Genomic DNA, 25,529 nt, shown 5'->3' on the forward strand with positions numbered 1-25,529 from the left:
TGCGAAAGGAACTCGAACAGGCCGTCGCCGTACGGCACACTCCCCCCATGGAGACAGCCGAGTTCATCCGGATCCTGGAGCGGGAAGGCCAGTCGCTCGCGTCGGCCGCCGAGCAGGCGGGCACCGACGCCAAGGTGCCGACCTGCCCCGGGTGGCAGGTGCGGGATCTGGTCAGGCACACCGGGGTGGTGCACCGCTGGGCGACGGCGTTCGTGGCCGAGGGACACACCGCCTTCCGTCCCTTTCCCGACGAACCCGACCTGGACGGGGAGGAGTTGCTGACCTGGTTCCGCGACGGCCACCGCCGCCTGGTCGACACGCTCGACTCCGCGGGACCCGATGTGCGCTGCTGGCACTTCCTGCCCGCCCCCTCACCGCTCGCGTTCTGGGCCCGGCGCCAGGCGCACGAGACGGCCGTGCACCGCTTCGACGCCCAGGCGGCGCTCGGCGGCACCCCCGACGAACCCGGACGGGACTTCGCGGCCGACGGCATCGACGAGCTGCTGCGCGGCTTCCACGCCCGCGCGAAGAGCCAGGTGCGCAGCGCCGAGCCCCGGGTCCTCAGGGTCCGGGCGAGCGACACGGACGGCGCGGTGTGGACCGTACGTCTGACCGCGGAACCGCCCGCGACGGAGTACGGCGAGGCGGGGGACACCGACTGCGAGGTGTCCGGGCCGGCCGCGCGGCTGTATCCGGCGCTGTGGAACCGGCTGCCGTTCCCCCGCGTGACCGGGGACGCCTCGGTCGCCGAGCTGTGGCGGGAGCGGTCCGCCGTGGACTAGGAGGGTTGCAACATCCTTGTCAGGACCGCGCGTTGCAGGGGAAGGGCGTCGCCGTGCAGCGCGCGGCCCTTCGGGGTGAGCGAGACCCGGACGCCCCGCCGGTCCTCCGCGCACATCCCGCGTTCGACGAGGCCGTCCTTCTCCAGGCGGGCGATCAGCCGGGACAGCGCGCTCTGGCTGAGATGGACGCGCTCGGAGATCTCCTGGACGCGGTAGGCGCAGCCGCCGTCGGCCAGCACGTCCAGCACCTCGAAGTCACTTGCGCACAGGCCGTGTTGATGCAGCGCGCGGTCCAGTTCGCACTGCGTGCGCGCGTGCAGGGCCAGGATGTCCCGCCACTGCTCCGCCAGCGCCTGTTCGGGCTTCTTCGCCACCATGCGCGGCACCGTAGCAGAGAAAGCGGATTATTGCATCGGAATTAAATGCACTTGCATTCCATGCATGCGCATGTAGTGTCGTCGGCATGACCTCTCCGCTCACCACCCCCGCGGACCCGTCCTCAACGGTCCGCTGGACCCCCAGGCTCTGGGGCACCCTGCTGGTGCTGTGCGCCGCCATGTTCCTGGACGCGCTGGACGTGTCGATGGTCGGCGTCGCGCTCCCCTCCATCGGTGCCGACCTGGACCTCTCCACCTCGACGCTGCAATGGATCGTCAGCGGCTACATCCTCGGCTACGGCGGTCTCCTGCTCCTGGGCGGCCGGGCCGCCGACCTGCTCGGCCGCCGCCAGGTCTTCCTGGTCGCCCTCGGCGTCTTCGCGGTCGCCTCGCTGCTCGGCGGCCTCGTCGACTCGGGCCCGCTGCTGATCGCCAGCCGCTTCATCAAGGGCCTGAGCGCGGCCTTCACCGCGCCGGCGGGCCTGTCCATCATCACCACGACGTTCCCGGAGGGCCCGCTGCGCAACCGCGCGCTCTCCATCTACACCACCTGCGCCGCCACCGGCTTCTCCATGGGCCTGGTGCTCTCCGGCCTGCTCACCGAGGCCAGTTGGCGCCTGACCATGCTGCTGCCGGCGCCCATCGCGCTCGTCGCCCTGGTCGCGGGCCTGAAGCTGCTGCCGCGCAGCGCCCGCGAGAAGGACCACAACGGCTACGACGTCCCCGGCGCCGTCCTCGGCACCGCCTCGATGCTGCTGCTCGTCTTCACCGTCGTCCAGGCCCCGGAGTCCGGCTGGGCCTCCGCCCGCACCCTGCTGTCCTTCCTCGCCGTGGCCGTCCTGCTGAGCGTGTTCGTCGTGGTCGAGCGGCGCTCGCCGGGGCCGCTGATCCGGCTCGGTGTGCTGCGCTCCGGCACCCAGATCCGGGCCCAGCTGGGCGCCATGGCCTTCTTCGGCTCGTACGTCGGCTTCCAGTTCCTGGTGACCCTGTACATGCAGTCGCTGCTCGGCTGGTCGGCGCTGCACACCGCGCTCGCCTTCCTGCCCGCGGGCGCGCTGGTGGCGGTGTCCTCCACGAAGGTCGGCTCGATCGTCGACCGGTTCGGCACCCACCGGCTGATCCCGGCGGGCTTCGCCCTGATGGTCGTCGGGTACGCGCTGTTCCTGGGCGTCGACCTCGACCCCGTCTACGCGGCCGCGATCCTGCCGTCGATGCTGCTCATCGGCGCCGCCTGCGCGCTGGTCTTCCCCTCGCTCAACATCCAGGCCACCAACGGCGTCGAGGACCACGAGCAGGGCATGGTCTCCGGGCTGCTCAACACCTCGGTCCAGGTCGGCGGCGCGATCTTCCTGGCCGTCGTGACCGCCGTGGTGACCGCCGGCGCCCCCGAGCACGCCACCCCGCAGGCCGTCCTCGACAGCTACCGCCCCGGACTGATCGTGGTCACCGCCATCGCCGCGGCCGGGCTGCTGATCACCCTCACGGGAGCGCGCACCCCGCGTCGGCCGCAGCAGTCCGTCGTGGTCGCCAAGTCCACTGTGCGGGAGGCGGAGCGCGTCACCGTACGCGACTAGGGGGACGCCTCCGACCCCGTGTGCCCGGCGCAGCCTGCTTGCTGCGCCGGGCACACGGCTGTGAGACTCGAAGGATGGAGACGTACGGGGGACGCCGGAACCAGGCGGAGCGGGATGCCATGACCGTCGAGATCGGATACGCGCTGTGCAGCGCGCTGTTCGCGGCGGCGGTGCTGTTCGGGGCGGTGGCGGGACCGGCGCTGCTGTTCGAACTGCCGGGCACCGTGGAGAAGTTGCTGGTGCGGGTTGCCCTCACGATCGCACCCGTGGTCTTCGTCGCCCGGGTGATCAGTGTCCTGGTGCGGTTCCGGCGCGAGGGCGCTCAGCCCAGCCAGCCCGGCCGCACCAGCCCCGACTCGTAGGCCAGCACCACCAGTTGGGCGCGGTCGCGGGCGCCGAGCTTGACCATGGTGCGGCTGACGTGGGTCTTGGCGGTGAGCGGACTGACGACGAGGCGCCGGGCGATCTCCTCGTTGGACAGGCCGATGCCGACCAGGGCCATCACCTCCCGCTCCCGCTCGGTGAGTTCGGCGAGGGCGCCCTCGGCGGCGGGTTCCTTGGAGCGGGCCGCGAACTCGGCGATGAGACGGCGGGTCACGCCCGGGGAGAGCAGCGCGTCCCCGTCGACCACCGCCCGTACCGCGCGCAGGAGTTCCTCCGGTTCGGTGTCCTTGACGAGGAAGCCGGAGGCTCCGGAGCGGATCGCCTCGAAGACGTACTCGTCGAGTTCGAAGGTGGTGAGCATGACCACCTTCACCTCACCGAGAGCGGTGTCCTCCGTGATGCGCCGGGTCGCGGCGAGGCCGTCCAGCAGCGGCATCCGGATGTCCATCAGGACGATGTCCGGCCGCAGTTCACGCACTGTGCGCACCGCCTCCTCGCCGTCGGAGGCCTCCCCCGCCACCTCGATGTCCGGCTGGGCGTCGAGCAGCGCCCGGAAGCCGGCCCGTACGAGTGACTGGTCGTCGGCGAGCAGTACGCGGATCACCGGTCGTCCTCCTTGGCCTTCACCCCGAGCGGCAGTACGGCGAGCACCCGGAACCCTCCGTCGGGACGCGGGCCCGCCTCGATCGTGCCACCGAGGGCCGCGGCCCGCTCCCGCATTCCGGCCAGACCGTTGCCGCTGCCGCCCGCGTCGGCGCCGGTCGCGGGTCCGTCGTCGTCGATACGGAGCCGTAGCGCGTCCTTGTCGTGGTCGAGCCGCACGCGCGCGTGCCGTGATCCGGAGTGCCGTACGACATTGGTGAGCGCCTCCTGGACGATCCGGAAGGCGGCGAGGTCCGCGCCGGGCGGCAGGGGCGGTGCCGTGCCCTCCACCTCGACGGTGAGGCCCGCGTCCGCGGCCTGGGACGTCAGCTCGGGGAGCCGGTCGAGCCCCGGGGCCGGGGCACGGGGGGCGTCGCCCGGGGTGCGCAGGGTGTCGAGGACCTGGCGGACCTCGCCGAGCGCCTCCTTGCTGGCCGCCTTGATGGTGGTGAGCGCGGTGCGGGCCTGTTCGGGGTCGGAGTCGAGGAGGGCGAGGCCGACACCGGCCTGGACGTTGATGACGGAGATGCTGTGCGCGAGGACGTCGTGGAGTTCGCGGGCGATCCGCAGCCGTTCCTCGTCGGCGCGGCGCCGGGCTGCCCGGGCGCGTTCGGCGCGTTCCCGGGCCCACTGTTCTCGCCGGGTGCGGACCAGCTCCGACACGGCGACGATCGCAACCACCCAGGCCGCGATCACGCCCTCCTGTCCCCAGGGGGCGGCGGAGTCCTCGTCCGGCGGCAGCCACTGGTACAGCCAGTGGGCGACCAGCACGTGCCCGGCCCAGAGCATCCCGAGGGCGGTCCAGGCGGCCTTGCGGTGCCCGGCCACGACGGCGCTGAAGCAGGCGAGGGCGACGGTGAGGAAGACCGGCCCGTACGGATACCCGGCGCCCAGGTACAGCAGGGCGGCGAGCGCGGTCCCGAACACGACGAACACCGGCCGCCGATGCCGCCACAGCAGCAGCCCCGAGCCGATCACCAGCAGGGCCCGCGCGAACGGATCGAGTTCGGCGCGCTCCCCGACCTGCTGGTGGGCCGCGTAGTTCGAGCCCGCGAGCACGAAGAGGGTCAGCAGCAGGGTGGACGGCCACGGCCACCGGCTCTCCGGCCGCTCACCGCCGAACCGCTGCCACCACGGCGGCCCGTTCCGCCCCCGCCACGGCGAATCGCCTCCGCGCACGCCCCGCACACCGTCCATGACAGCCACGCTAGGGCCCCGGGCCGACCCGGGCGTCCTCTGAGCGGGGCGATCACACGTACTCCCGGGGAAGTACGAGGGCGGGGGCGCGGTGCGGCCGAGACCGCTACCGCAGTCCCACCCCGCGCCCCAGCTGCCGTACCGCATGCCGGAAGAACGGTTCGCGGTCCTCCACGACCCGGGTGAACTGCCCGAACACCTCGAAGCCGACCAGGCCGAAGAGCTGGGACCAGGCCGCCACCAAGGGCGGGGCCACCTCGGGCGGGAGGTCGGGCGCGAGGTCGGCGGCGATGCGGGAGGACTCCGTCCGGAGGTCTTCGGGGACCGGGGGCAGCTCCAGGAGACCCGGGCTCCGGTGGGCGTCACGCACGATGCCGATCAGCAGGAGGCCGACGCGGGCGGCGGGCGGGACCGTGGTCTGGGGTGCGGTGTAGCCGGGGACCGGAGAGCCGTAGATCAACGCGTATTCGTGCGGATGCTCCAGCGCCCAGCGGCGTGCCGCCTCGCACACCGCGACCCAGCGCTCCAGCGGCCCCGACCCGGCGACGGCCTCGTGCGCCCGTTCCGCGCTCTCCCCCAGGGAGTCGTACGCGTCGATGATCAGCGCGGTGAGCAGGTCGTCCCGGCTGGGGAAGTAGCGGTACAGCGCCGACGAGACCATCCCCAGCTCACGCGCCACGGCCCGCAGCGAGAGCTTCGCCGCGCCCTCCGCCACGAGCTGCCGGCGCGCCTCGTCCTTGATGGCGGCGGTGACTTCGATCCGGGCGCGGGCCCGGGCTCCTTGTGCGGTGCTCATGCGGATCAGTGTTCCACAGAAGCAGAGCAGTGCACACATTTGAGAGCACTGCTCTTGCTTTGGAGCGCCGATCCGTGCAGACTGGTCCCACCGAAAGCGAGAGCACCGCTCTCTCGAACAATGGGGGTCTTCGTGTCCACGCACGTCCAGAAGCCCGGCTGGTTCACGGTCAACGTCTTCAACCGCACGGTGGCCTGGCTCACCCGCCGTGGCCTCAGCGTCTGGGGCTCCCGTGTCCTGGCGGTCCGCGGCAGAAAGAGCGGCGAGTGGCGGACCACCCCGGTGAACCTGCTGACGGTGGACGGCCGACAGTACCTGGTGGCGCCGCGCGGCCATGTCCAGTGGACGCACAACATGCGCGCGGCCGGCGGCGGCGAACTGCACCTCGGCAAACGCGTGGAGGCCTTCACCGCGACCGAGGTGGGCGACGACGACAAGGTCCCGCTCCTGCGCGCCTACCTCAAGCGCTGGAAGGCCGAGGTCGGCGTCTTCTTCAAGGGGGTCGGCCCCGACTCCTCCGACGCCGACCTGCGCCGCATCGCGCCCGACCACCCCGTCTTCCGCATCACGGTCAAGAGCTGACCTCCCCGCCCTCGGGGGCCCGGGCCGGACGCGGGTCCAGCGCCGCCAGTGCCCGCTGGGCCATCGGCCGGCCCCGGACCAGCTCGCCCAGGGTGGTGGCGCCCTGGGTGATCTCCTTGAAGGCGTTCCACGCGGGCCGGAAACCCGTCAGTGCCGCGTGGAACAGGCCGGGGCGGCGCTCGAACGCGGTCAGCATCCGCTTGCCCACGCTCATCTCGACGCCGAGCCCCGCCTTGATGGCGAACGCGTAGTTCAGCGCCTGGCGCCGGGTGTCCACCGCGTCATGGGCCTCCGCGATCCGTACCGCCCACTCCCCCGCGAGCCGCCCGGAGCGCAGCGCGAAGGAGATGCCCTCGCGGGTCCACGGCTCGAGCAGCCCCGCCGCGTCCCCGCACACCAGCACCCGTCCGCGCGAGAGCGGCGAGTCGTCGGCACGGCAGCGGGTCAAGTGGCCCGAGGAGATGCCGGGTTCGAACCCGGCGAGGCCGAGCCGCCCGACGAAGTCCTCCAAGTACCGCTTGGTGGCGGCGCCTTCACCGCGCGCCGAGATCACGCCGACCGTCAGGGTGTCCCCCTTCGGGAAGACCCAGCCGTAACTGCCGGGCATCGGGCCCCAGTCGATGAGCACCCGGCCCTTCCAGTCCTCGGCGACGGTCTCCGGCACCGGGATCTCCGCCTCCAGGCCGAGGTCGACCTGGTCGAGCTTCACTCCGACGTGCGCCCCTATGCGGCTGGCGCTGCCGTCGGCCCCGACGACCGCCCGCGCGAGCACCGTCTCACCGCCCTGGAGGACCACGGCGACCGTGCGTCGGTCCGGCACCGCCGAGCCGTGCTGCTCGACGCGCTGCACGGTGACGCCGGTGCGCAGCTCGGCGCCCGCCTTCTGCGCGTGCTCGACGAGCTGCTGGTCGAACTCGGGGCGGTTGATCAGCCCGAACAGCATCTGCTTGGAGCGCCGGGTGCGCGTGAAGCGGCCGTTGTTCGAGAAGGTGACCGCGTGCACCTTGTCCCGGAAGGGCAGCTCGAAGCCGGGCGGCAGCGCGTCCCGGGAGGGTCCGATGATGCCGCCGCCGCACGTCTTGTACCGCGGCAGTTCGGCCTTCTCCAGCAACAGCACGCGCCGTCCCGCGACCGCGGCCGCGTAGGCGGCCGAGGCGCCCGCGGGTCCCGCGCCGACCACGACGACGTCCCACACCCGCTGCGCGTCGTCCCGCGCGCCGTCCGCCGGAGAGTCGTCCGCCGAGGGAACGGCTGCCGGGGGATGGGCTGCCGAAGAGCCGTCCGCCGAGGGGCCGGCTGTCGAAGAGCCGTCCGCCGAAGGGTCGCCCGCCGAAGAGTTCTCGCTGCTCACGATGGTCTACTGCTCCTGATCAAGCCGCTGCCGCACCTGTCTCCCGCATCCTACGGCGGGGCCGCCCGCAGACCACTGTGGGAGGATCTACGGCACTCACTGGTACAACGTCGCACCCACAAGGAGCGTGCCCATGTCGTCGAATCCGGTCGCCGAGACCGTCGCCTCCCTGATGCCGAGGGCTCGGGCGGAACTCACCGAACTGGTGGCGTTCAAGTCGGTGGCGGACTTCGACCAGTTCCCGAGGAGCGAGAGCGAGGCCGCCGCCGGCTGGGTCGCGGACGCGCTCACCGCCGAGGGTTTCCAGGACGTGGCCCTGCTCGACACCCCGGACGGCACGCAGTCGGTCTACGGCTACCTGCCCGGTCCGGAAGGTGCGAAGACCGTCCTCCTGTACGCCCACTACGACGTGCAGCCCCCGCTGGACGAGGCCGGCTGGACGACCCCGCCCTTCGAGCTCACCGAGCGCGACGGCCGCTGGTACGGGCGCGGGGCCGCCGACTGCAAGGGCGGTGTGATCATGCACCTGCTCGCACTGCGGGCCCTCAAGGCCAACGGCGGGATCCCGGTGCACGTCAAGTTCATCGCCGAGGGCTCGGAGGAGCAGGGCACGGGCGGTCTGGAGCGCTACGCCGAGGCGCATCCCGCGCTCCTGGAAGCGGACACCATCGTCATCGGCGACGCGGGCAACTTCCGCGCCGGCCTGCCGACGGTCACCGCCACCCTGCGCGGCATGACCATGATGCGCGTCCAGGTGGACACCCTCGCGGGCAACCTGCACTCGGGCCAGTTCGGCGGCGCCGCCCCCGACGCGCTGGCCGCGCTGATCCGCGTCCTGGACTCGCTGCGCGCGAAGGACGGCTCGACGACGATCGACGGCCTGACGCCGGACGCGTCCTGGGACGGCCTCCAGTACGAGGAGGAGCAGTTCCGGGCGGACGCCAAGGTCCTGGACGGGGTCGAGCTGATCGGCGACGGCACGGTCGCCGACCGCATCTGGGCCCGCCCGGCCGTCACGGTCCTCGGCATCGACTGCCCGCCGGTCGTCGGCGCCACCCCGTCCGTGCAGGCGAGCGCCCGCGCCCTGGTCAGCCTGCGGGTTCCGCCGGGCATCGACGCGGCCGAGGCGACCAAGCTGCTCCAGGCGCACCTGGAGACCAACACGCCGTGGGGCGCGCGCGTGCGCACCGAGCAGATCGGCCAGGGCCAGCCGTTCAGCGCGGACACCACCAGCCCGGCGTACGCGGCGATGGCCGACGCGATGGCGGTGGCCTACCCGGGCCAGGAGATGCAGTACGCCGGCCAGGGCGGCTCGATCCCCCTCTGCAACACCCTCGCGTCGCTCTACCCGCACGCCGAGATCCTCCTCATCGGCCTGAGCGAGCCGGAGGCGCAGATCCACGCGGTCAACGAGAGCGTGTCCCCCGAGGAGTTGGAGCGCCTCGCGGTGACGGAGGCCCTGTTCCTGCGCAACTACGCGACAAGCTGACCCGCCGGCTCCACCCCCCGGCAGAAGGCCCTCGCCCCCGGGCGGGGGCCTTTGTGCACGCGGCAGCCCTACGACACCTGCGGCGGCGTGAGCTCGCGAGGGCATGGCGAAGCTGTCCGTGAGGCTCGCCCGTGTCGGGCACGGAGACCCGATCATGGGGCGATGGACTCCCCCGCGCGTCTCCGCACCCACGCCGACCTCTCCACCGCCTTCGCCCTCCTGAGCGACGACGACCTCGCGCGGCTCGTGGCGTCGGGTACGCCCACCGGTACCGGTATCGGCGGACGGACGACGCTGGTGGAGATGGACGGGGTGCGGGTGTTCGTGAAGCGCGTACCACTCACCGAAACCGAACTCCGCCCGCACCACGTCCGCTCCACCGCGAACTTCTTCGCACTGCCGGTCCACTGCCACTACGGCATCGGCGCGATCGGCAGTCCCGGCTTCGGTGCCTGGCGCGAGCTGGCCGTGCACGACATGACCACCAACTGGGTGCGCTCCGGCCGTTTCCCGGGCTTCCCTCTCCTGCACCACTGGCGGGTGCTGCCCGACACCCCGCAGCCGCTGCCCGAGCAACTCGCCGACGAGGAGCGGGCCGTGGCCTACTGGGGTGGCTCACCGGGGCTCAGAGAACGCCTCGCGGCCCTGCGCACGGCGTCCGCGAGCCTGACCCTGTTCCTGGAGTACGTGCCGCACACCCTCCACGACTGGCTCCACGAGCAGCTGCGCACGGGCGACGCCGACTCTGCCTGCGCGCTCGTGGAGCAGGGCCTGGACGCTGTCACCGGATTCCTCCGGGAACGACAACTCATCCACTTCGACGCCCACTTCGGCAACATCCTCACCGACGGACACCGGCTCCACCTGACCGACTACGGCCTGTCCCTCTCCGGTCGCTTTCAACTCCGCCCAGAGGAAAGCGACTTCTTCCACCGGCATCGCGCCTACGACCGCGCCTACGCCTTCTCGTACCTCGTCCACTGGCTGGTCGTCGGCCAGTACGGACTCGCCCGGGACGAACGCGAGGACTTCATCCGCGCGTGTGCCGACGGCAGGCGCCCCGAGGGGATCCCCGGGGCCGCCGCCGCGCTCATCTCACGTCATGCCCGACTCGCCGTCGTCATAGGTGACTTCAACCGGCGCCTGGAACAGGAGAGCAGGCTCACCCCCTACCCTCACGAGGAAGCGGACGCGCTGTCCTCCAGGGTCGTCAGTGCCGGGTCGAGCACGATGTCCTCGGCGCGGGCCTCGACGCTCGGCTCCTCCGGGAAGTGACAGGCCGTCAAGTGCCCCTCCGGGTTGCCCCCCAGCCGTACCAGCGGGGGCTCCTCGGTCGCGCACCGGTCCTGGGCCTTCCAGCAGCGGGTGCGGAAGCGGCAGCCCGAGGGCGGATCCACCGGTGAGGGCACGTCTCCGGCGAGCCGGATGCGCTCGCGCCGCCCCACGGCGTCCGGGTCGGCCTCGGGTACCGCGGACAGCAGCGCGTGGGTGTAGGGGTGCCGGGGCCGGGTGTAGAGGGTCTGCCGGTCGGCGACCTCGACGATCTTGCCGAGGTACATCACCGCGACCCGCTCGCAGAAGTGCCGTACGACGGCGAGGTCGTGGGCGATGAACACGAACGCGATGCCGAACTCGCGCTGGAGGTCCTGGAGGAGGTTCACGATCTGCGCCTGGATCGAGACGTCCAGCGCCGAGACCGGTTCGTCGGCCACGATCAGCTTCGGGCGCAGGGCGAGCGCGCGGGCGATGCCGATGCGCTGGCGCTGGCCCCCGGAGAACTCGTTGGGGTAGCGGTTGTAGTGCTCGGGGTTGAGGCCGACGGTCTCCAGGAGTTCCTGGGCGCGCTTCTTGTGGCCCTGCGGCGGGTTGATGCCGTTGAGCCGCATCGGGGTCTCGACGATCGTGCCGACCGTGTGCCGGGGGTTCAGCGAGGAGTACGGGTCCTGGAAGATCATCTGGAGGTTGCGGCGGGCCTCCTTCATCCGGTTCTCCGGGGTGTGGGTGATGTCCTCGCCGTCGAACACCACCTTCCCGGCGGTGGGTTCCAGCAGCCGGGTGATCAGCCGGCCCGTCGTCGACTTGCCGCAGCCGGACTCGCCGACCAGGCCGAGCGACTGTCCGGCGCCGACCGTGAAGTCGATGCCGTCGACGGCGTGCACGGCCCCGATCTGCCGCTGGAAGACGATGCCGTGGCGGATCGGGAAGTGCTTGGTGAGGCCGGTGACGTCGAGCAAGGGCTCCCCGGCGGGCTGGGTGGTGCTCACGGCATGCTCCTGTTCGTCCGCCGCGCTCACTGCGCGGCCCCCGACGCCGTACGCTCGCGGATCTCGTTCCTGGTCTGCGGGGTGAGGTGGCAGGCCGCGAGGTGCCTGCCGGTGCCGGGGACGGCCACCAGTTCCGGCCGGTCGACCGCGCAACGCCCCTCGGGCACCCAGCCCTTGTAGGTGCAGCGGGGGTGGAAGGCGCAGCCGCCGGGCGGGTTGATCAGGCTCGGCGGGGAGCCGGCGATCGGGTTCAGGCGCCGCCCGACGTCACCGGTGATCTGCGGCATCGACTCCAACAGGCCCCAGGTGTACGGGTGCTGGGGCTCCTTGAGCACGTCGTGGACGGTGCCGTACTCGATGCGGCGGCCGCCGTACATCACCAGGATGTCGTCGGCGATGTCGGCCACCACCCCGAGGTCGTGGGTGATGAGGATGACCGCGGAGCCGAACTCCTCCTGCAGATCACGGATCAGGTCAAGGATCTGCGCCTGGACGGTGACGTCGAGGGCGGTGGTCGGCTCGTCGGCGATGAGCAGTTCGGGGTCGCACACCAGCGCCATGGCGATCATGGCGCGCTGGCGCATACCGCCGGAGAACTGGTGGGGGTAGTCCCGCACCCGGCGTTCGGGCTGCGGGATGCCGACCCGCTTCAGCATCTCCACGGCCCGCTCCCGGGCCTCCTTCTTGGAGACCTTGTGGTGGACCCGGTAGGCCTCGGCGATCTGGGCGCCGACGGTGAAGTAGGGGTGCAGCGCGGACAGCGGGTCCTGGAAGATCATGGAGACGGTACGGCCGCGCAGCGCGCGCATGTCCTGCTCGGGCAGGGCGACCAACTCCCTGCCGTCCAGCAGGATCTCGCCGGAGACCTCGGCACGCGTGCCCTTGTGCAGCCCGAGCAGGGCCAGCGAGGTGACCGACTTCCCCGAGCCGGACTCGCCGACGATGCCGAGCGTGCTGCCCTTCTCCAGGGAGAACGAGACGCCGTCGACGGACTTGACGATGCCGTCCTCGGTCGGGAAGTGCACCCGCAGGTCCCGTACGTCGAGGAAGGGGGCGGCCGCGTCGTCGGCGGCCGCCGGTTGCGGTGAGGTCAGGAGGGACACGGGGTTTCCTTGCTGCGGTGTGAGGGGCTCAGGCGAGGCGGACGCGGGGGTCGACGAGGCCGTAGACCACGTCGACGACCACGTTGGCGAGTACGACGAAGGTGGCCGCGAACAGCGTGGTGCCGAGGATGACCGGCAGGTCGGAGTTCTGCACCGAGTCGACCGCGAGCTTGCCGATCCCGTTGATGCCGAACACCGACTCGGTGATGACCGCGGAGCCGCCGATCAGCGAGCCGACGTCCATGCCGAAGATGGTGATGATCGGAGTGATCGCGGCCCGCAGTCCGTGCTTGAGGACGACCTTGTTGGTGGACAGGCCCTTGGCCCGGGCGGTGCGCATGTAGTCCTCGGCGAAGACCTCCAGCATGGAGGAGCGGGTGAGCCGGGTGTACAGCGCGAGGTAGACGATGACCAGGGTGACCCACGGCAGGATCAAGCCCTGGAACCAGGCGCCCGGGTCCTGGGTGATCGGGGTGTAGCCGGAGGCGGGCAGGATCTGCCACTTGTCGACGAACAGGTAGAGCAGCAGCAGTCCGACGAAGTAGATCTGCACCGAGACACCGAGCAGGGCGAGTCCCACCGCCGCCTTGTCCGCGGCCCTGCCCCGGCGGACGGCGGCGACCGTGCCGAGGCCGACGCCCAGGATCAGGAAGAACACCGCGGCGCCGAGGCCGAGGGACAGGTCCGCCGGGAAGTCGTCCAGCAGGGTGCTCAGGACCGGGGTGTCGGTCTGGAAGGAGATGCCGAGGCAGGGCGCGCCGCAGTGCACGCGCACGCTCTGGTCGCCGTAGTCCCGGCCGATGAAGAGTCCCTTGAAGAACTCCCAGAACTGCTTGAGGAAGCTCTGGTCGAGCCCGAGCGAATGCTTGATCTCGGCCAGCCGGGACGGCGAGCAGGTCTTGCCGCAGGCCAGGAGTGCGGGGTCGGACGGCAGCGCGAAGAAGATCACGAAGGTGATCACGGTGATCACCAGCAGGATCGCGGCCGCTGCCAGCAGGCGCCGGATGAGGTAACGAAGCATTTTGTGCTGGGCCCTGACGTGAGAGGGGGTGCCCCGCCGGCCGGGACCACCGGCGGGGCTGGGAGGAGTGCGTCAGCTCTTGACGTAGACGTGGACCAGGCTCGGCTCGGCGAGGATCGGGTCCGGGATGACACCGCCGACCTTGGAGCCGGACAGATCGCTGAACTTCATGTACATCAGCGGGATCACGGCGGCGTCCTTCATGATCTGCTGGTCCAGGGCGCCGTAGGCGGCGTCGGCCTGCTTGACGTCCGTCATCTTGGCGATCTTGTCGATCTGGGCGTTGACGGCGGGGTCGTTCAGGTACGACAGGTCCTGGTTGGACTGCGGCAGCTTCGCGATCTGGCGTCCGTCGAAGAGGACGGGCAGCACGGTGGAGGCGTTCGGCCAGTCCGCGATCCAGTCGCCCCAGGTGAGGTCGTACTGGTTCTTCACGTTGTCGATGTTGCTGAAGTAGTTCGCCGCGTCGATCGGGGTGATGTTCACCGTGATGCCGATCTTCGCGAGCGAGGTCTTCACGGCGTCACCGAAGTGCTCCAGGGTCGGGGTGTTCTCGACCGCGAGCGACATGGTGAGCTTGGGGTCGCCGGCCTGCTTCATCAGCGCCTTGGCCTTGGTGATGTCCCCGGCGGGGTCGGCGCTGTAGAGGTTGAACTTCTGGTAGCCGCCGATGCCGGGGCTGAGCATGGTGCTCGCGTAGGCGCCGTACGCCGAACCGCCGAACGCGCCGCGGACGGTGGTCTTGTCGATCGCGTACTCGATGGCCTGACGGACCTTCAGGTTCTTGGTCCGGGTGGTGTTGATGGCGAGGTAGTTGATGCCGGGCGCCGGGATGTTGTACAGCCGCGACTTCAGGGACGGGTCATTCGTGATCGTCGTCAGGTCGGAGCCCGCGATCGGCCACTGCATGATCGAGGTCTGGGCGGTTCCGGCGTCGGACTTGATCTGCTGGTCGATCGCCGACTGGTCCTGGCCGAGCTTCACGTCGATCTCGTTGACGTTCTGCTGCCGGATCGGGTCGGTCGACTGCTTCCAGTGGGTGTTCCTGACGAGGACCAGTTCCTTGTTCTTGGCGTACGACTTGATCATGTACGGCCCGTCGGACCAGACGTGCGTGTCGTACGTGGCGCCGGTGTCGTGGGCCTTGGGCACTCCCGACCAGCCGGGCATCGCGGTCGTCTGGTTGAAGTCGGCGACCGGCTGGTTGAGGTGGAAGACGATGGTGGACGCGTCCGGCGTCTGGATGGAGGCGAGTTCCTTGCCCGAGAAGGGGCCCTTGTAGGAGGAGCCGCCGACCAGCCACTGACTGGCGTACGGCGGGCCGCCGTTGATGTCGGGCGAGAAGGTCCGCTCGACGCCGTACTTGACGTCCTGCGAGGTGACCGCCGTGCCGTCCTGCCAGGTGACGCCCTTGCGCAGGTGGAAGGTCCACACGGTGTCGCCCGCGCTGGGCGTTCCGGTGTCGGTGGCCAGGTCGCCGACCAGCTTGGGCTGGGAGCCGGTCTCGTCCCAGCCGGTCAGGGTGCGCACGAGCTCCTGGTCCATGCTCGAACCCTCGGTCGTGTAGACGCGCTGGGGGTCGAGGTGGTCGAAGTCGGCGTGGTCGAGGATGGTCAGGGTGCCGCCCTTGACAGGGGAGCCGCTTCCGCCGGTGCTGGAGGAGCCTCCGCATGCGGTGGCCCCCAGGGCGATCGCCACGGCGGTGGCCGTGAGCGCGATCGTGCGCCTTCTGCGCGTCATGAGGTAACACTCCGTTCTTGTACGGCTCGGCGACGACGGCTCAAGTGGGGCCGCACGCGCCGGTGTTGAGGGGGACCGCGTCAGCCGCGTGCCGCGCGGGGATCCAGGGCGTCCCGGACGCCGTCGCCGAGGAGGTTCAGCGCCAGGACGAGAATCAGGAGCAGGACTCCGGGGACGAACAGGTACATGGGGTCCTGGAGGAAGTACTGGGAGGCGTCCGAGAGCAGCGCTCCCCAGTCCGGGTTGGGCGGGATGACGCCCACGCCGAGGTAGGACAGGGCCGCCTCGGTGGTGATGTTCTGCGGGACGGCCAGCGCGAAGGAGATCAGCACCGGCGCCCACAGGTTCGGCAGCAGCTGCCGGAAGAGGATGTGCCACTTCCCGGCGCTCATGATCCGTGCCGCGTCGACGAACTCCCGCTCGCGCAGGGACAGGACCTGTCCGCGGACCAGGCGGGCGGTGTAGGCCCAGGCGAACACCGCGATGTTCAGGACGAGGACCAGCAGCCGGAGGTTCTCGTCGGTGCCGCCGTGGCTGTTGGTCTGCATCGCGTTCTGGATGACCGGGGTCAGCGCGATGATGAACAGCAGCTGCGGGAAGGCCAGCATCACGTCCATGATCCGCGACAGCAGGGAGTCGACCCAGCCGCCGGAGTACCCGGCCGCGAGTCCGGCCACGACACCGACGACGGTGGACAGCACGGCCGAGGAGAAGCCGACGAGGAGCGAGGTGCGCAGGCCGTGGACGATCCGGGCGAACAGGTCGTAGCCGGTGCCCGGTTCGACGCCCAGCAGGTGGTTGAGGCTGATGCCGCCCAGCGAGCCGCGCGGGAAGTTGCCGGTGTCCGGGTTGATCGCCTTGCCGTCGGGGGTGATCGGTCCCCAGCCGGTGATCGCGGTCAGGACCGGGGCCAGCAGCGCGATCAGGATGAAGAGCACCGTGATCACGAACGCGGCCATGGTGACCTTGTCCCGTCTGATGCGCCGCCAGGCCATGCGGGCGGGTGACCGCCCGGCGATGGCGGTGCCGTCGCTCAGCGGGGCCGGCGAGGGTTCGCCGGGGGCTTGCGTGGCACCGGTGGCGGGCATCGGCTGCTGTTGCGTCGTCATCGTGCGGGCGTCCCGGGTATGTGCTGAAGCTGGCGCGGGGGTCTCGTCATGAGGCTGTCCCCTGGAGGAAAGGCGTCGGTCGCCGGCCGTTGTCGGCGCCGTGAGGCTGAGCGGGACTGTCGCAACACGCCCGGAGGCCGGTCAAGACAGAAAATGACCGAAAAGGGGATTGTTTGCGCTCGTTGCCAAAGGTTGACGAGGGCGGGGTATTCCGTTAGCTCTGACATGGAGGTATCGCGACGATTCCCTTGGCGGGTTCTCGCACTCCACTTGCCTGAACCGAACATCACCTCGAACACGACGAAGGCCCCGTCGGCATGGACGCCGACGGGGCCTCAGCGCTGATCAGCCGGTCGGAACCCCGGCCTCCAGGTACAGCACGGCCCCGCGCTCCCGGGCCCGCAACGCCCACCGCAGCCGCTCGTAGCGCACCGGCGGCAGCAGTTCGGCGGCCTCCTCCTCACTGGCGAAGCACCAGCCGCGCAGTTCGGGGCCGGGCAGCAGCACCTCGCGCGCCGTGCCGGAGTCGAGCCGCCCGCCGTCGAAGAGCAGGCGCAGTCCGCCGTACGCGGGAGGCGCGGGCGGTTCCCAGTCGACGACGAGGAGACGGGGTACGTCGTCCAGCTGGATGCCGGTCTCCTCGGCGACCTCGCGCATCCCGGCCCGCGCGGGCGCCTCGCCGGGTTCGACGACACCGCCGGGGAACTCCCAGCCGGCCTTGTAGGTGGGGTCGACGAGCAGCACCCGGTCCTGCTCGTCGAAGAGGAGGACCCCGGCGGCCACGGTCTCGGCGGTGGGCTCCGGTGTCTGCACGATGTCGCACGCGGGCACGGTCCCGGCACCGAGGTCCTCGGCGATCCGGACGGCCGTCTCGTACGGGGTGAGCGCGCTGGTGTCGATCAGATGGGCGTCGGCGGTGAGCCAGGAGGCGAGGGCGGCCCGGTAGGGCTCGATGTGGTCGTACGCCCAGTGCCCCTGGCCGGTCTCGGCGAGCGGGAGGGTCGGTGTGGCCTCCCGCCCGGCTATTCGTTCGCGCAGGATCGTTTCCCCCGGAGCGAGGAGGAGATGCCGGACACTGATCCGGCGGGCGGCGAGGCCGCCGAAGATCTCGTCGCGGTACTCCTGACGCAGCAGGGTCATGGGGACCACGAGGGTCCCGCCGAGCTCGGCGAGCATCGCGGCCGCCGTGTCGATCACCAGACGTCGCCAGATCGGCAGGTCCTGGAAGTCGCCGACCTCGGCGAGGTGCTTGGGCGGCAGCAGGTGCACGACCGCTGCGCCGATGTCCTCGGGGTCGAAGAGCGTGCTGTTCGGGATCAGTTCGATCAGTTCCCGTGCGGCGGTGGTCTTCCCCGCACCGAACGCGCCGTTGATCCAGACGATCACGGACTCCCCCTCTTCTGTTTGGCCCCCTGTGGCTTGCCCGTTCCACCCTGCCACGGAAACCAGCCGCAGTTGAGGGCGCACGAAGGGGCGCCGGGACCCTCGTCCGAGGGCTCCGGCGCCATGGCCTCGCTCAGGTCGGTCCCGTCAGCCGTTCTTCCCGAGCGCGCTCTCCTCGACGCCGTCCAGGCTGGCGTCGGCGATGGTGTGCTGCGGGTCGAGGGCGGTGAGCGTCCTGTCGAGTTCGAGGTCGCCCAGGGCTCCGCTCACGGCGTGCGAGGGGGTGACCGCCGCGACGACGAAGCCGGTGGCGAGGGAGGCGATGGCGAGCATGCTGCGCTTCTTCATGGCCTGATCAACGCGGCCGCCCGCGATGGGTCACGCTCACCCCCTCCCTTCCATCACAGTCGAACACGTCCTACCTTTAACGCACACTGAATGACGCGTACATGCCGTCATGACACCTTCTGCTGGTTCGGAGGAACGTCACAATGCGTCACCTTCACACCCGCACAACCCGCCGAAGAGTGGTCGCCGTACTGACCGTGCTGCTGTTCGCGGTGCCCGCGGCGACCCCCGCCGCCGTCGCGGACGAGCAGGCCCCCGAGGCACCCGCACTGGCCGACGGCCTGGCCCTCACCCCGCCCATGGGCTTCAACAACTGGAACTCCACCCACTGCCGGGCCGAGTTCAACGAGTCCATGGTCAAGGGGATCGCGGACATCTTCGTCGAGAAGGGCCTCAAGGACGCCGGCTACCAGTACGTCAATCTCGACGACTGCTGGGCCCTGCCGGCCCGGGACGCCGGCGGCAAGCTCGTGCCGGACCCGGCCCGCTTCCCGAACGGGATCAAGGCCGTCGCCGACTACGTGCACTCCAAGGGCCTCAAGCTCGGCATCTACACCAGCGCGGGCACCAAGACCTGCAACAGCGCCGGCTTCCCGGGCGCACTGGGCCACGAGTACAGCGACGCGCGGCAGTTCGCCGACTGGGGCGTCGACTACCTCAAGTACGACAACTGCAACAACCAGGGCGTGGACGCCGAGCTGCGCTACACGACCATGCGCGACGCCCTGAAGGCGACCGGCCGGCCCATCGTCTACAGCATCTGCGAGTGGGGCCAGAACAAGCCCTGGGAGTGGGCCGCCGACGTCGGACACCTGTGGCGCACCACCGGCGACATCAGCGACACCTGGGGCTCGATGCTGTCGATCCTCAAGCAGAACCTGCCCCTCGCGCCCCACGCCGGGCCCGGTCACTGGAACGACCCCGACATGCTGGAGGTCGGCAACGGCGGCATGACGGACACCGAGTACCGCTCGCACTTCTCGATGTGGTCGGTGATGGCCGCCCCGCTGCTCATCGGCAGCGACCTGCGCTCCGCCTCCGACGAGACCTTCGCGATCCTCGGCAACAAGGAGGTCATCGCCGTCGACCAGGACCCGCTGGGCAAGCAGGGCGCCGTGGTCTCCTCCGAGGGCGGCCGCTGGGTCGTCGCCAAGGAGATGAAGGACGGCAGCCGTACGGTGGCCCTGTTCAACGAGTCGAACAGCCCCCAGCGCATCGCCACCACCGCGGCCGCCGTCGGGCTGCCCGCCGCCGACGCGTACACCCTGCGCGACCTCTGGCAGCACCGGAGCTACAACACCGCGGGCGCGATCTCGGCGACCGTCCCGGCGCACGGCACGGTTCTCGTCCGGGTGGCCGCCGACCGCCGGTGGCAGCAGCACCCGCCCGCCGTCGAACTCGGCCTGGACGGCGCCACCTTGGTCGAGGCGGCCACCCCCGCCACACTGACCACGACGGTCACCGACCTGGGCCGCACCCCCGCCAGGCAGGTCTCGGTACGGCTCTCCGGCCCCGCCGGCTGGACCGTGAAGGCGACCTCGCCGACCACCGACAAGGCCCTGCCCACGGGGCGTTCGCTGCGCACGACGTGGACGGTCACCGCACCACCAGGAGCGCCGACGGGATCGTACGACCTGACGCTCAGGGCCGGTTACCGCTCGCCGGCCGGTGAACGGGTCGAGAACACACTGCCGTTCGCGGCGACCGTGGTGGTGCCGCCACCCTCGGGCAGCTCCGGGCTGGGTGACCTTCCGTGGCTGTCGGCCGCCAACGGCTACGGTCCCGTCGAGCGCAACACCAGCAACGGGGAGAGCGCCGCGGGGGACGGTCATCCGATCACCATCGGCGGGGCGGTGTATGCCAAGGGGCTCGGTGTCCACGCGGAGAGTTCCGTCGAGTACTACACGGGCGCGGCCTGTGAGACGGTCACCGCGCAGGTCGGTGTCGACGACGAGAAGGGCGCCAACGGCACGGTCGCCTTCGAGGTGTGGGCGGACGGGACCAAGGTGGCGTCCACGGGCGTGCTGACCAATGCCATGCCGGCCCAGTCGCTCACCGCGGACGTCACCGGCGCCCGGCTGGTACGGCTCGTCGTCACCGACGGCGGGGACGGCATCGACTCGGACCACGCGGACTGGGGTGACGCCCTGTTGAGCTGCTGAGCGTGTTCGGCGGCCGGGCCCCGCGCCTCGGGGCCCGGCCGCCAGGTGAACGTTTCTGCCGACGCCGACGCCGACGGTCTCTCGCGTCGGCCGGGTCGTCAGACGGCCGCCGGTGTGTCCGACTGCCGGGCGAGCGCCGCCGCGGCCGCGCCGACCAGCCCCGCGTCCGTGCCCATCTGCGCGGGCACGATCGTCAGGCGCTGGACGAAGGACAGGGTGGCGTAGTCGCCGAGCGCCTTGCGCAGCGGCTCGAACAGGACGTCGCCCGCCTTGCCCACCCCGCCGCCGATCACGGCGATGTCGATCTCGACGAGGGTCGCGGTGGCGGCGATCCCGGCGGCCAGCGCCTGCGCCGCCCGTGCGAAGGAGGCCACGGCGACCGGGTCACCGGTCCGGGCCGACTCGGCCACCGCGGCGGCGGAGGTGTCGCCGTCCGGGCCGGGCCGCCAGCCGTTCTCCAGCGCGCGCCGGGCGATGTTGGGGCCACTCGCTATGCGCTCCACACAGCCACGCGCACCGCACGGGCACGGGTCGCCGTCCAGGTCGACGCTGATGTGCCCGATGTGGCCGGCGTTGCCGGTGGGACCGGCGTGCAGCTGGCCGTTCAGCACCAGACCGCCTCCGACGCCGGTCGACACGACCATGCACAGCGCGTTGTCGTGCCCGCGTGCCGCGCCCTGCCAGTGCTCCGCGGCCGTGATCGCCACACCGTCGCCGATCAGCTCGACGGGAAGCCCGCCGGCCGCCTCCTGGACCCGCCGGACCAGCGGGTAGTCGCGCCAGCCGGGCACGTTCACCGGGCTCACCGTGCCGGTGGACGCGTCCACCGGGCCCGCGCTGCCGATGCCGAGGGCGCCGGCGCGGCCCCACAGCGGCGAGCCGGTCAGCTCGCCCAGGGTCTCCTCGACGGCCCGCATGACGGTCTCGCCGTCCTCCTGCGCGGGCGTGGCGCGCTGGGCCCGGAGCAGGATCCGGCCGTGGCCGTCCACCAGCGCCCCGGCGATCTTGGTGCCGCCGATGTCGAGCGCAGCCACGAGGTCGGTGTGCATCAGTGTCAGTTCTCCCCGTCACCTTGAGGGATGGACAGGCCGGTCTCGCGGTGGGGGCGCAGGCCAGCAGATTGCGGTGGACAGTGTCTCCCGCATCTGACAACGTTGTCCAGGCTCTATGCTCGACGCCACATCCTCATACAAAATCATGGACCGCCACACCCCTTTGCCACGACCTCATCCCGACAGGACAGGACGCCGTATCGTGCCCGACACCCACAGCCGAGCAGACCGCCTCTCCGCCACCCGGTACGGCAACCGACCGACCATGAAGGACGTGGCCGCGCGGGCCGGCGTGGGGCTCAAGACGGTCTCCCGCGTGGTCAACGGCGAAGCGGGGGTCACCCCCGAGACGGAGCACCGGGTCCGGGAGGCCATCGAGGCGCTGGGCTTTCGCCGCAACGACAGCGCGCGTGTGCTGCGCAAGGGCCGTACCGCCAGCATCGGCCTGGTCCTGGAGGACCTCGCCGACCCGTTCTACGGCCCGCTGAGCCGTGCGGTGGAGGAGGTGGCCCGGGCCAACGGGGCGCTGCTCATCAACGGGTCCAGCGCGGAGGACCCGGAGCGGGAGCAGGAGTTGGTGCTGGCGCTGTGCGCGCGGCGGGTGGACGGTCTCGTGGTGATCCCGGCCGGGGACGACCACCGGTATCTGGAGCCGGAGCTGAAGGCGGGCGTCGCCACGGTGTTCGTGGACCGTCCGGCGGGGCGGATCGACGCCGACGTGGTCCTCTCCGACAACTTCGGCGGCGCGCGGGACGGGGTGGCCCACCTCATCGCCCACGGGCACCGGCGGATCGGCTTCATCGGCGACATGCCCCGCATCCACACGGCCGCCGAGCGGCTGCGCGGGTACCGGGCAGCGATGGAGGACGCCGGCATAGCGGTCGAGGACGCGTGGACGTCTCTGGGCGTCACCGACCCGGAGCGGGTGCGCCGGGCCGCCGAGGACATGCTCTCCGGCCCCTCCCCCGTCACCGCGATCTTCGCCGGCAACAACCGCGTGACGGTCACCGTGGTCCGGGTCCTCGCCGAACACACCCGGCGGGTCGCCTTCGTCGGCTTCGACGACATCGAGCTCGCGGACCTCCTCCAGCCGGGCGTCACGGTCGTCGCCCAGGACGCGGCGACACTGGGCCGTACGGCGGCGGAACGCCTCTTCCGCCAACTGGACGGCACCCTCCTCACCCCGGAACGCATCGAACTGCCCACCCGGTTGATCACCCGGGGCTCGGGCGAGTTGCCGCCGGCGGACTGAGCGGGACCGGGAGCGGGAGAATCGTCGGGTGACCGAGGTGACGAGGCTGGACAGGGGCGACGGCGAGTGGGGGGCGCCGGAGACACCGAACGCTCCCCGTGGGCGCCCCCGGCCGGAGACACCCGACTCTCGGCGGTGGGCCTCCGCGGAGACGCCGCCGCGCTACGGAACGCTGGAGGCGCTGGGGCTCGCCGAGGCTCCGCGGGATCATCCGCTGCTCTATCCCGGTGCCTGGCCCGAGGGCTCCGCGCTTCTCCACGGGAATCGGCTGCTCCCGCTGGACCGGCTGGTGTACGAGGACCGCGCTCCCGTCCTCGCGATCGGCTCCAACGCCAGCCCCGGGCAACTGCGGCACAAGATGGCCGAGTTCGGGATCGTCTCCCCGGTCCCGATGGTCAGGGCACGGGTGACCGGGGTCGGCGTCGGGGTGTCCGCGCATGTGAGCCGTATGGGATACGTCTCCGCGTCCCCCTTCCACGCCCCGTACGCCACAAGGGAGTTGTTCGTCATCTGGCTGGACGCCGAGCAGCTCGCGGTCATCGACGCCAGCGAGGGCGTGCCGCTGGAGAACGGCAACTACGGCCGCGCCTGGCTGCCCTCGCCCGAGGTGCGGGTCGAGCTGGAGAACGGCGTGACGCTGCCCGGCGTGCACTCGTACGTCAACCGCCACGGCGTCCTGCACGACGGCACCGGCACCCCCCGCACCCACCCCGGCCAGCGGGAGCTGCTCACCGAACTCCTCGTGGGATCACCCCGGTTGAGGGAGCTGTTCGGGGTCACGCCCGAGGAGTTCGTGGCCCGGGCCCGCGCCGACCGCGAGCGGTGCGCGGCCGGCACCCGGTTCTTCGCCGACGACAAGCGCGTGACGGAGTCCGGCCTGGAGCGGTGTCCGAGGGTTCAGCAGACCGGGAGTCCCGGCACCGCCTCGTCGTTGCCGCCGCCCTTGATGTAGACGACGCTGACGTAGACACCGGTGTTGCCGCTGTCGTCGTCCGTCCTCGCCCACCACACGTTGGTCCACTCCCCCGACGTCTCGCGGCGCCCCAGGTTGGACTGGCAGAAGAAATAGTTGGTGCCCGCGTAGAGGACGCCGGCCTCTGCGCCGGAGGCCGTGTAGGACTTGGCGGTCTTCCAGACCGTGCAGTTGTACTTGCCGCCGCCGATGGCCGTGCAGGCCGGGTCCGGTGCCGGGGTGCTGGGGTCGCCGCCGGCCGAACCGCCGCCCGCCGAGTCTCCCGAGCCGCCGCCCGAGTGGTCCTCCCCCGAAGTGCCGCCGCCGGAGGTCGCCTTGGCGGACGGGGAGGCACCGCTCGTGGGTTCGGAACCGCCCTTGTCGCCGGAGCTCGCCTTCGCGCTCGGTGTCTTCTTCCCGTCCTTGCCGGTGGGCTTCGGGCTGCCGGAGCGGTCGCCGTCCGTACGGGCGGAACCGGTGGCGGGGGCCGGCGCACTCGAACCGGACCCGATCGGCCGGGCGTCGGCCTCGGCATCACCCGAGCCCTTCAGCAGCGCGGCGGTCGTCCCGGCCGCCGCGAGCACGACGGCGACGGCCGCGGCGGCGAGCAGCACACGCCCTCTACGGCGGGGCGAGCCGGAGGCGGTCAAGGAGGCGGTCGGGGGCTGCTCCTGGGAGACCTGCGCCCCGTATCCGTACGCGGGGGGTCCTGCCTGCCCTGGAGCCCCGCCCTGAGCGGCGGGAAGTCCCGCGCCCGGAGCATGGCCCTGCCCGGCGGGCCCGAACCCCGGCCCGGCCGGAAGCACGGCGCCCTGACCGGGCACCACCGTGGGATCGGCCGCCTGACCGCCGTACGCCGTCCCAGCCCCGGCCTGCGACTCGGCCCCTTGCGCGGGTCCCCCCGTCCGGAAGCCCGGCGGCAGGGCCGGGCCGTCCGGCTCCGTCCGGACCCGCGTCGCCTGTGCCTCCGTACCGCGCAAGGCGGTCGTCGCGCTGTCCGTCCCGGACGTGTCCGCGACCGCCTGGAGCAGTTCGCGTGCCTCCTCGGCCCCGGGCCGCGCCTCGGGCCGCTTGTCGAGCAGGCGCCGGAGGACGGGTGCGAGGGGCCCGGCCCGCTGCGGCTCGGGCAGGGGCTCGCCGACGATCGCGGTCAGCGTGGAGAACGTCGAGGTGCGGCGGAACGGCGCGGCCCCCTCGACGGCCGCGTAGAGCGTGGCACCGAGGGCCCACACGTCGGAGGCCGCGCCCGGATCCGCGCCCTGGGCGCGCTCGGGGGCCATGTAGTCCAGGGAGCCGACGAGGTGGCCGGTGCGGGTGAGGCTGGTGGCGGCGCCGTCGCCCGGGTCCTCCATGGTGGCGATGCCGAAGTCGGTCAGCAGGACCCGGCCGGAGCGGTCGAGCAGGATGTTGCCGGGCTTGACGTCCCGGTGCAGGACTCCGACCCGGTGCGCTGCGGCGAGCGCGTCCATGACCTTGGCGCCGATGCCGGCCGCCTCCCGCGGGTCCAGCGGCCCGCTCTTGCGCAGCACCTGGTCGAGGGACGGGCCCTCGACCAGCTCCATGACGATCAGCGGGCGCCCTTCGACCTCGCCCACGTCGTGCACCGCGACGACCCCGGGATGCCGGACCCGGGCCGCCGCGCGGGCCTCGCGCTGCATCCGCAGCCGCAAATCCTCCAGTTCGGGCCCGTCGGCGTCGTTGTAGGTGCGCAGTTCCTTGACCGCGACCTCGCGGCCGAGCACCTCGTCGACCGCCCGCCAGACCACGCCCATGCCACCGCGGCCGAGCTGGCCCACCACCCGGTAACGCCCGGCCAGCAGCCGACCGGCGTCGTCCTGGCCCTTTCCGTTGGTCTCCCCCGAAGACACCGCTGCCCCGTTCCTGTGAACACGTCAATGCGTGCGGTACAGACTACGGGGCCGAAGTGACCACACCAGTGCGAGGTTGCGACTGTGACAGGGCCGCGACG

At 71.5% G+C, this 25,529-nt stretch carries 23 protein-coding genes; 9 read left to right on the plus strand and 14 right to left on the minus strand.

What is annotated here, in order from left to right; translation table 11 throughout:
- Nucleotides 1-47 precede the first annotated feature (47 nt).
- Nucleotides 48-782, plus strand: coding sequence for a maleylpyruvate isomerase family mycothiol-dependent enzyme (locus tag AC2XR2_RS04605; RefSeq protein WP_491514351.1), 735 nt, complete (start codon nt 48-50; stop codon nt 780-782).
- On the opposite strand, the gene AC2XR2_RS04610 is transcribed toward AC2XR2_RS04605, so the two are convergent.
- Nucleotides 779-1,159 (minus strand): MarR family winged helix-turn-helix transcriptional regulator, encoded by a 381-nt coding sequence (locus AC2XR2_RS04610; RefSeq protein ID WP_491514352.1) that lies wholly within the window; start codon nt 1,157-1,159, stop codon nt 779-781. The genes AC2XR2_RS04605 and AC2XR2_RS04610 overlap by 4 nt on opposite strands.
- A gap of 86 nt (nt 1,160-1,245) precedes the next feature.
- Between AC2XR2_RS04610 and AC2XR2_RS04615 the strand changes: the two genes are divergently transcribed.
- Nucleotides 1,246-2,733 (plus strand): MFS transporter, encoded by a 1,488-nt coding sequence (locus tag AC2XR2_RS04615; RefSeq protein ID WP_491514353.1) that lies wholly within the window; start codon nt 1,246-1,248, stop codon nt 2,731-2,733.
- 74 nt (nt 2,734-2,807) lie between these two features.
- A complete protein-coding gene (locus AC2XR2_RS04620; RefSeq protein WP_381301058.1) occupies nt 2,808-3,095 on the plus strand; it encodes a DUF6332 family protein in 288 nt (95 codons plus the stop codon).
- Here AC2XR2_RS04620 and AC2XR2_RS04625 read toward each other — a convergent pair.
- From AC2XR2_RS04625 to AC2XR2_RS04635, 3 genes are all read right to left on the minus strand, one after another.
- Nucleotides 3,056-3,721 (minus strand): response regulator, encoded by a 666-nt coding sequence (locus AC2XR2_RS04625; protein ID WP_381301059.1) that lies wholly within the window; start codon nt 3,719-3,721, stop codon nt 3,056-3,058. The two genes, AC2XR2_RS04620 and AC2XR2_RS04625, sit on opposite strands and share 40 nt — an antisense overlap.
- Nucleotides 3,718-4,956, minus strand: coding sequence for a sensor histidine kinase (locus tag AC2XR2_RS04630; RefSeq protein WP_449352816.1), 1,239 nt, complete (start codon nt 4,954-4,956; stop codon nt 3,718-3,720). The genes AC2XR2_RS04625 and AC2XR2_RS04630 overlap by 4 nt, the downstream gene beginning before the upstream one ends.
- A gap of 106 nt (nt 4,957-5,062) precedes the next feature.
- Complete coding sequence (locus AC2XR2_RS04635) at nt 5,063-5,752, minus strand: TetR/AcrR family transcriptional regulator (RefSeq protein WP_491514354.1); 690 nt, start codon at nt 5,750-5,752, stop codon at nt 5,063-5,065.
- Nucleotides 5,753-5,884: 132 nt separating this feature from the next.
- Here AC2XR2_RS04635 and AC2XR2_RS04640 point away from each other — a divergent pair, with 132 nt between their 5' ends.
- The gene (locus tag AC2XR2_RS04640; RefSeq protein ID WP_330268647.1) at nt 5,885-6,334 is read left to right on the plus strand and encodes a nitroreductase family deazaflavin-dependent oxidoreductase; all 450 of its coding nucleotides are present in this window, start codon (nt 5,885-5,887) and stop codon (nt 6,332-6,334) included.
- On the opposite strand, the gene AC2XR2_RS04645 is transcribed toward AC2XR2_RS04640, so the two are convergent.
- The gene (locus AC2XR2_RS04645; protein WP_491518408.1) at nt 6,324-7,529 is read right to left on the minus strand and encodes a geranylgeranyl reductase family protein; all 1,206 of its coding nucleotides are present in this window, start codon (nt 7,527-7,529) and stop codon (nt 6,324-6,326) included. The two genes, AC2XR2_RS04640 and AC2XR2_RS04645, sit on opposite strands and share 11 nt — an antisense overlap.
- 289 nt (nt 7,530-7,818) lie before the next feature.
- Between AC2XR2_RS04645 and AC2XR2_RS04650 the strand changes: the two genes are divergently transcribed.
- The gene (locus tag AC2XR2_RS04650; RefSeq protein ID WP_491514355.1) at nt 7,819-9,174 is read left to right on the plus strand and encodes a dipeptidase; all 1,356 of its coding nucleotides are present in this window, start codon (nt 7,819-7,821) and stop codon (nt 9,172-9,174) included.
- A 162-nt stretch (nt 9,175-9,336) separates the two neighbouring features.
- A complete protein-coding gene (locus tag AC2XR2_RS04655; RefSeq protein ID WP_491514356.1) occupies nt 9,337-10,449 on the plus strand; it encodes a protein kinase family protein in 1,113 nt (370 codons plus the stop codon).
- On the opposite strand, the gene AC2XR2_RS04660 is transcribed toward AC2XR2_RS04655, so the two are convergent.
- The 7 genes from AC2XR2_RS04660 to AC2XR2_RS04690 form a co-directional block, all read right to left on the minus strand.
- On the minus strand, nt 10,350-11,468 hold the full coding sequence (locus tag AC2XR2_RS04660) for an ABC transporter ATP-binding protein (protein ID WP_491514357.1): 1,119 nt from the start codon (nt 11,466-11,468) through the stop codon (nt 10,350-10,352). The two genes, AC2XR2_RS04655 and AC2XR2_RS04660, sit on opposite strands and share 100 nt — an antisense overlap.
- On the minus strand, nt 11,465-12,541 hold the full coding sequence (locus AC2XR2_RS04665) for an ABC transporter ATP-binding protein (RefSeq protein WP_330268643.1): 1,077 nt from the start codon (nt 12,539-12,541) through the stop codon (nt 11,465-11,467). The genes AC2XR2_RS04660 and AC2XR2_RS04665 overlap by 4 nt, the downstream gene beginning before the upstream one ends.
- A gap of 28 nt (nt 12,542-12,569) precedes the next feature.
- Nucleotides 12,570-13,562: an ABC transporter permease gene (locus tag AC2XR2_RS04670; RefSeq protein WP_330268642.1), complete on the minus strand. Its 993-nt coding sequence runs from the start codon at nt 13,560-13,562 to the stop codon at nt 12,570-12,572.
- Nucleotides 13,563-13,634: 72 nt separating this feature from the next.
- Nucleotides 13,635-15,302 (minus strand): ABC transporter substrate-binding protein, encoded by a 1,668-nt coding sequence (locus AC2XR2_RS04675; protein ID WP_449352819.1) that lies wholly within the window; start codon nt 15,300-15,302, stop codon nt 13,635-13,637.
- Nucleotides 15,303-15,382: 80 nt separating this feature from the next.
- Complete coding sequence (locus AC2XR2_RS04680; protein ID WP_330268640.1) at nt 15,383-16,411, minus strand: ABC transporter permease; 1,029 nt, start codon at nt 16,409-16,411, stop codon at nt 15,383-15,385.
- 345 nt (nt 16,412-16,756) lie between these two features.
- Complete coding sequence (locus AC2XR2_RS04685) at nt 16,757-17,797, minus strand: NUDIX hydrolase (protein ID WP_491514358.1); 1,041 nt, start codon at nt 17,795-17,797, stop codon at nt 16,757-16,759.
- 144 nt (nt 17,798-17,941) lie between these two features.
- The gene (locus tag AC2XR2_RS04690; RefSeq protein ID WP_381301074.1) at nt 17,942-18,142 is read right to left on the minus strand and encodes a hypothetical protein; all 201 of its coding nucleotides are present in this window, start codon (nt 18,140-18,142) and stop codon (nt 17,942-17,944) included.
- 143 nt (nt 18,143-18,285) lie between these two features.
- On the opposite strand from AC2XR2_RS04690, the gene AC2XR2_RS04695 reads away from it, so the two are divergent.
- Nucleotides 18,286-20,304: an NPCBM/NEW2 domain-containing protein gene (locus AC2XR2_RS04695; RefSeq protein ID WP_491514359.1), complete on the plus strand. Its 2,019-nt coding sequence runs from the start codon at nt 18,286-18,288 to the stop codon at nt 20,302-20,304.
- A gap of 98 nt (nt 20,305-20,402) precedes the next feature.
- On the opposite strand, the gene AC2XR2_RS04700 is transcribed toward AC2XR2_RS04695, so the two are convergent.
- Entirely contained in the window at nt 20,403-21,353 is a 951-nt protein-coding gene (locus AC2XR2_RS04700; RefSeq protein ID WP_449352820.1) for an ROK family protein, read from the minus strand.
- Nucleotides 21,354-21,558: 205 nt separating this feature from the next.
- Here AC2XR2_RS04700 and AC2XR2_RS04705 point away from each other — a divergent pair, with 205 nt between their 5' ends.
- The gene (locus tag AC2XR2_RS04705; protein ID WP_330268635.1) at nt 21,559-22,608 is read left to right on the plus strand and encodes a LacI family DNA-binding transcriptional regulator; all 1,050 of its coding nucleotides are present in this window, start codon (nt 21,559-21,561) and stop codon (nt 22,606-22,608) included.
- 214 nt (nt 22,609-22,822) lie between these two features.
- Nucleotides 22,823-23,560 carry a hypothetical protein gene (locus tag AC2XR2_RS04710; protein WP_491518409.1) on the plus strand — a complete coding sequence of 246 codons (738 nt, stop codon included), beginning with the start codon at nt 22,823-22,825 and terminating at the stop codon, nt 23,558-23,560.
- Here AC2XR2_RS04710 and AC2XR2_RS04715 read toward each other — a convergent pair.
- The gene (locus AC2XR2_RS04715) at nt 23,506-25,428 is read right to left on the minus strand and encodes a serine/threonine-protein kinase (RefSeq protein WP_491514360.1); all 1,923 of its coding nucleotides are present in this window, start codon (nt 25,426-25,428) and stop codon (nt 23,506-23,508) included. The genes AC2XR2_RS04710 and AC2XR2_RS04715 overlap by 55 nt on opposite strands.
- Nucleotides 25,429-25,529: the final 101 nt, after the last annotated feature.

Source organism: Streptomyces sp. LS-MS-L19 (assembly GCF_058382285.1).

What these genes read in the sequence shown, in the direction of transcription:
- AC2XR2_RS04605 (WP_491514351.1), top strand. Translation starts at nt 48, where the DNA reads ATGGAGACAGCCGAGTTCATCCGGATCCTGGAGCGGGAAGGCCAGTCG.
- AC2XR2_RS04610 (WP_491514352.1), bottom strand. Translation starts at nt 1,159, where the DNA reads ATGGTGGCGAAGAAGCCCGAACAGGCGCTGGCGGAGCAGTGGCGGGAC.
- AC2XR2_RS04615 (WP_491514353.1), top strand. Translation starts at nt 1,246, where the DNA reads ATGACCTCTCCGCTCACCACCCCCGCGGACCCGTCCTCAACGGTCCGC.
- AC2XR2_RS04620 (WP_381301058.1), top strand. Translation starts at nt 2,808, where the DNA reads ATGGAGACGTACGGGGGACGCCGGAACCAGGCGGAGCGGGATGCCATG.
- AC2XR2_RS04630 (WP_449352816.1), bottom strand. Translation starts at nt 4,956, where the DNA reads ATGGACGGTGTGCGGGGCGTGCGCGGAGGCGATTCGCCGTGGCGGGGG.
- AC2XR2_RS04635 (WP_491514354.1), bottom strand. Translation starts at nt 5,752, where the DNA reads ATGAGCACCGCACAAGGAGCCCGGGCCCGCGCCCGGATCGAAGTCACC.
- AC2XR2_RS04650 (WP_491514355.1), top strand. Translation starts at nt 7,819, where the DNA reads ATGTCGTCGAATCCGGTCGCCGAGACCGTCGCCTCCCTGATGCCGAGG.
- AC2XR2_RS04655 (WP_491514356.1), top strand. Translation starts at nt 9,337, where the DNA reads ATGGACTCCCCCGCGCGTCTCCGCACCCACGCCGACCTCTCCACCGCC.
- AC2XR2_RS04670 (WP_330268642.1), bottom strand. Translation starts at nt 13,562, where the DNA reads ATGCTTCGTTACCTCATCCGGCGCCTGCTGGCAGCGGCCGCGATCCTG.
- AC2XR2_RS04675 (WP_449352819.1), bottom strand. Translation starts at nt 15,302, where the DNA reads ATGACGCGCAGAAGGCGCACGATCGCGCTCACGGCCACCGCCGTGGCG.
- AC2XR2_RS04680 (WP_330268640.1), bottom strand. Translation starts at nt 16,411, where the DNA reads ATGACGACGCAACAGCAGCCGATGCCCGCCACCGGTGCCACGCAAGCC.
- AC2XR2_RS04690 (WP_381301074.1), bottom strand. Translation starts at nt 18,142, where the DNA reads ATGAAGAAGCGCAGCATGCTCGCCATCGCCTCCCTCGCCACCGGCTTC.
- AC2XR2_RS04695 (WP_491514359.1), top strand. Translation starts at nt 18,286, where the DNA reads ATGCGTCACCTTCACACCCGCACAACCCGCCGAAGAGTGGTCGCCGTA.
- AC2XR2_RS04700 (WP_449352820.1), bottom strand. Translation starts at nt 21,353, where the DNA reads ATGCACACCGACCTCGTGGCTGCGCTCGACATCGGCGGCACCAAGATC.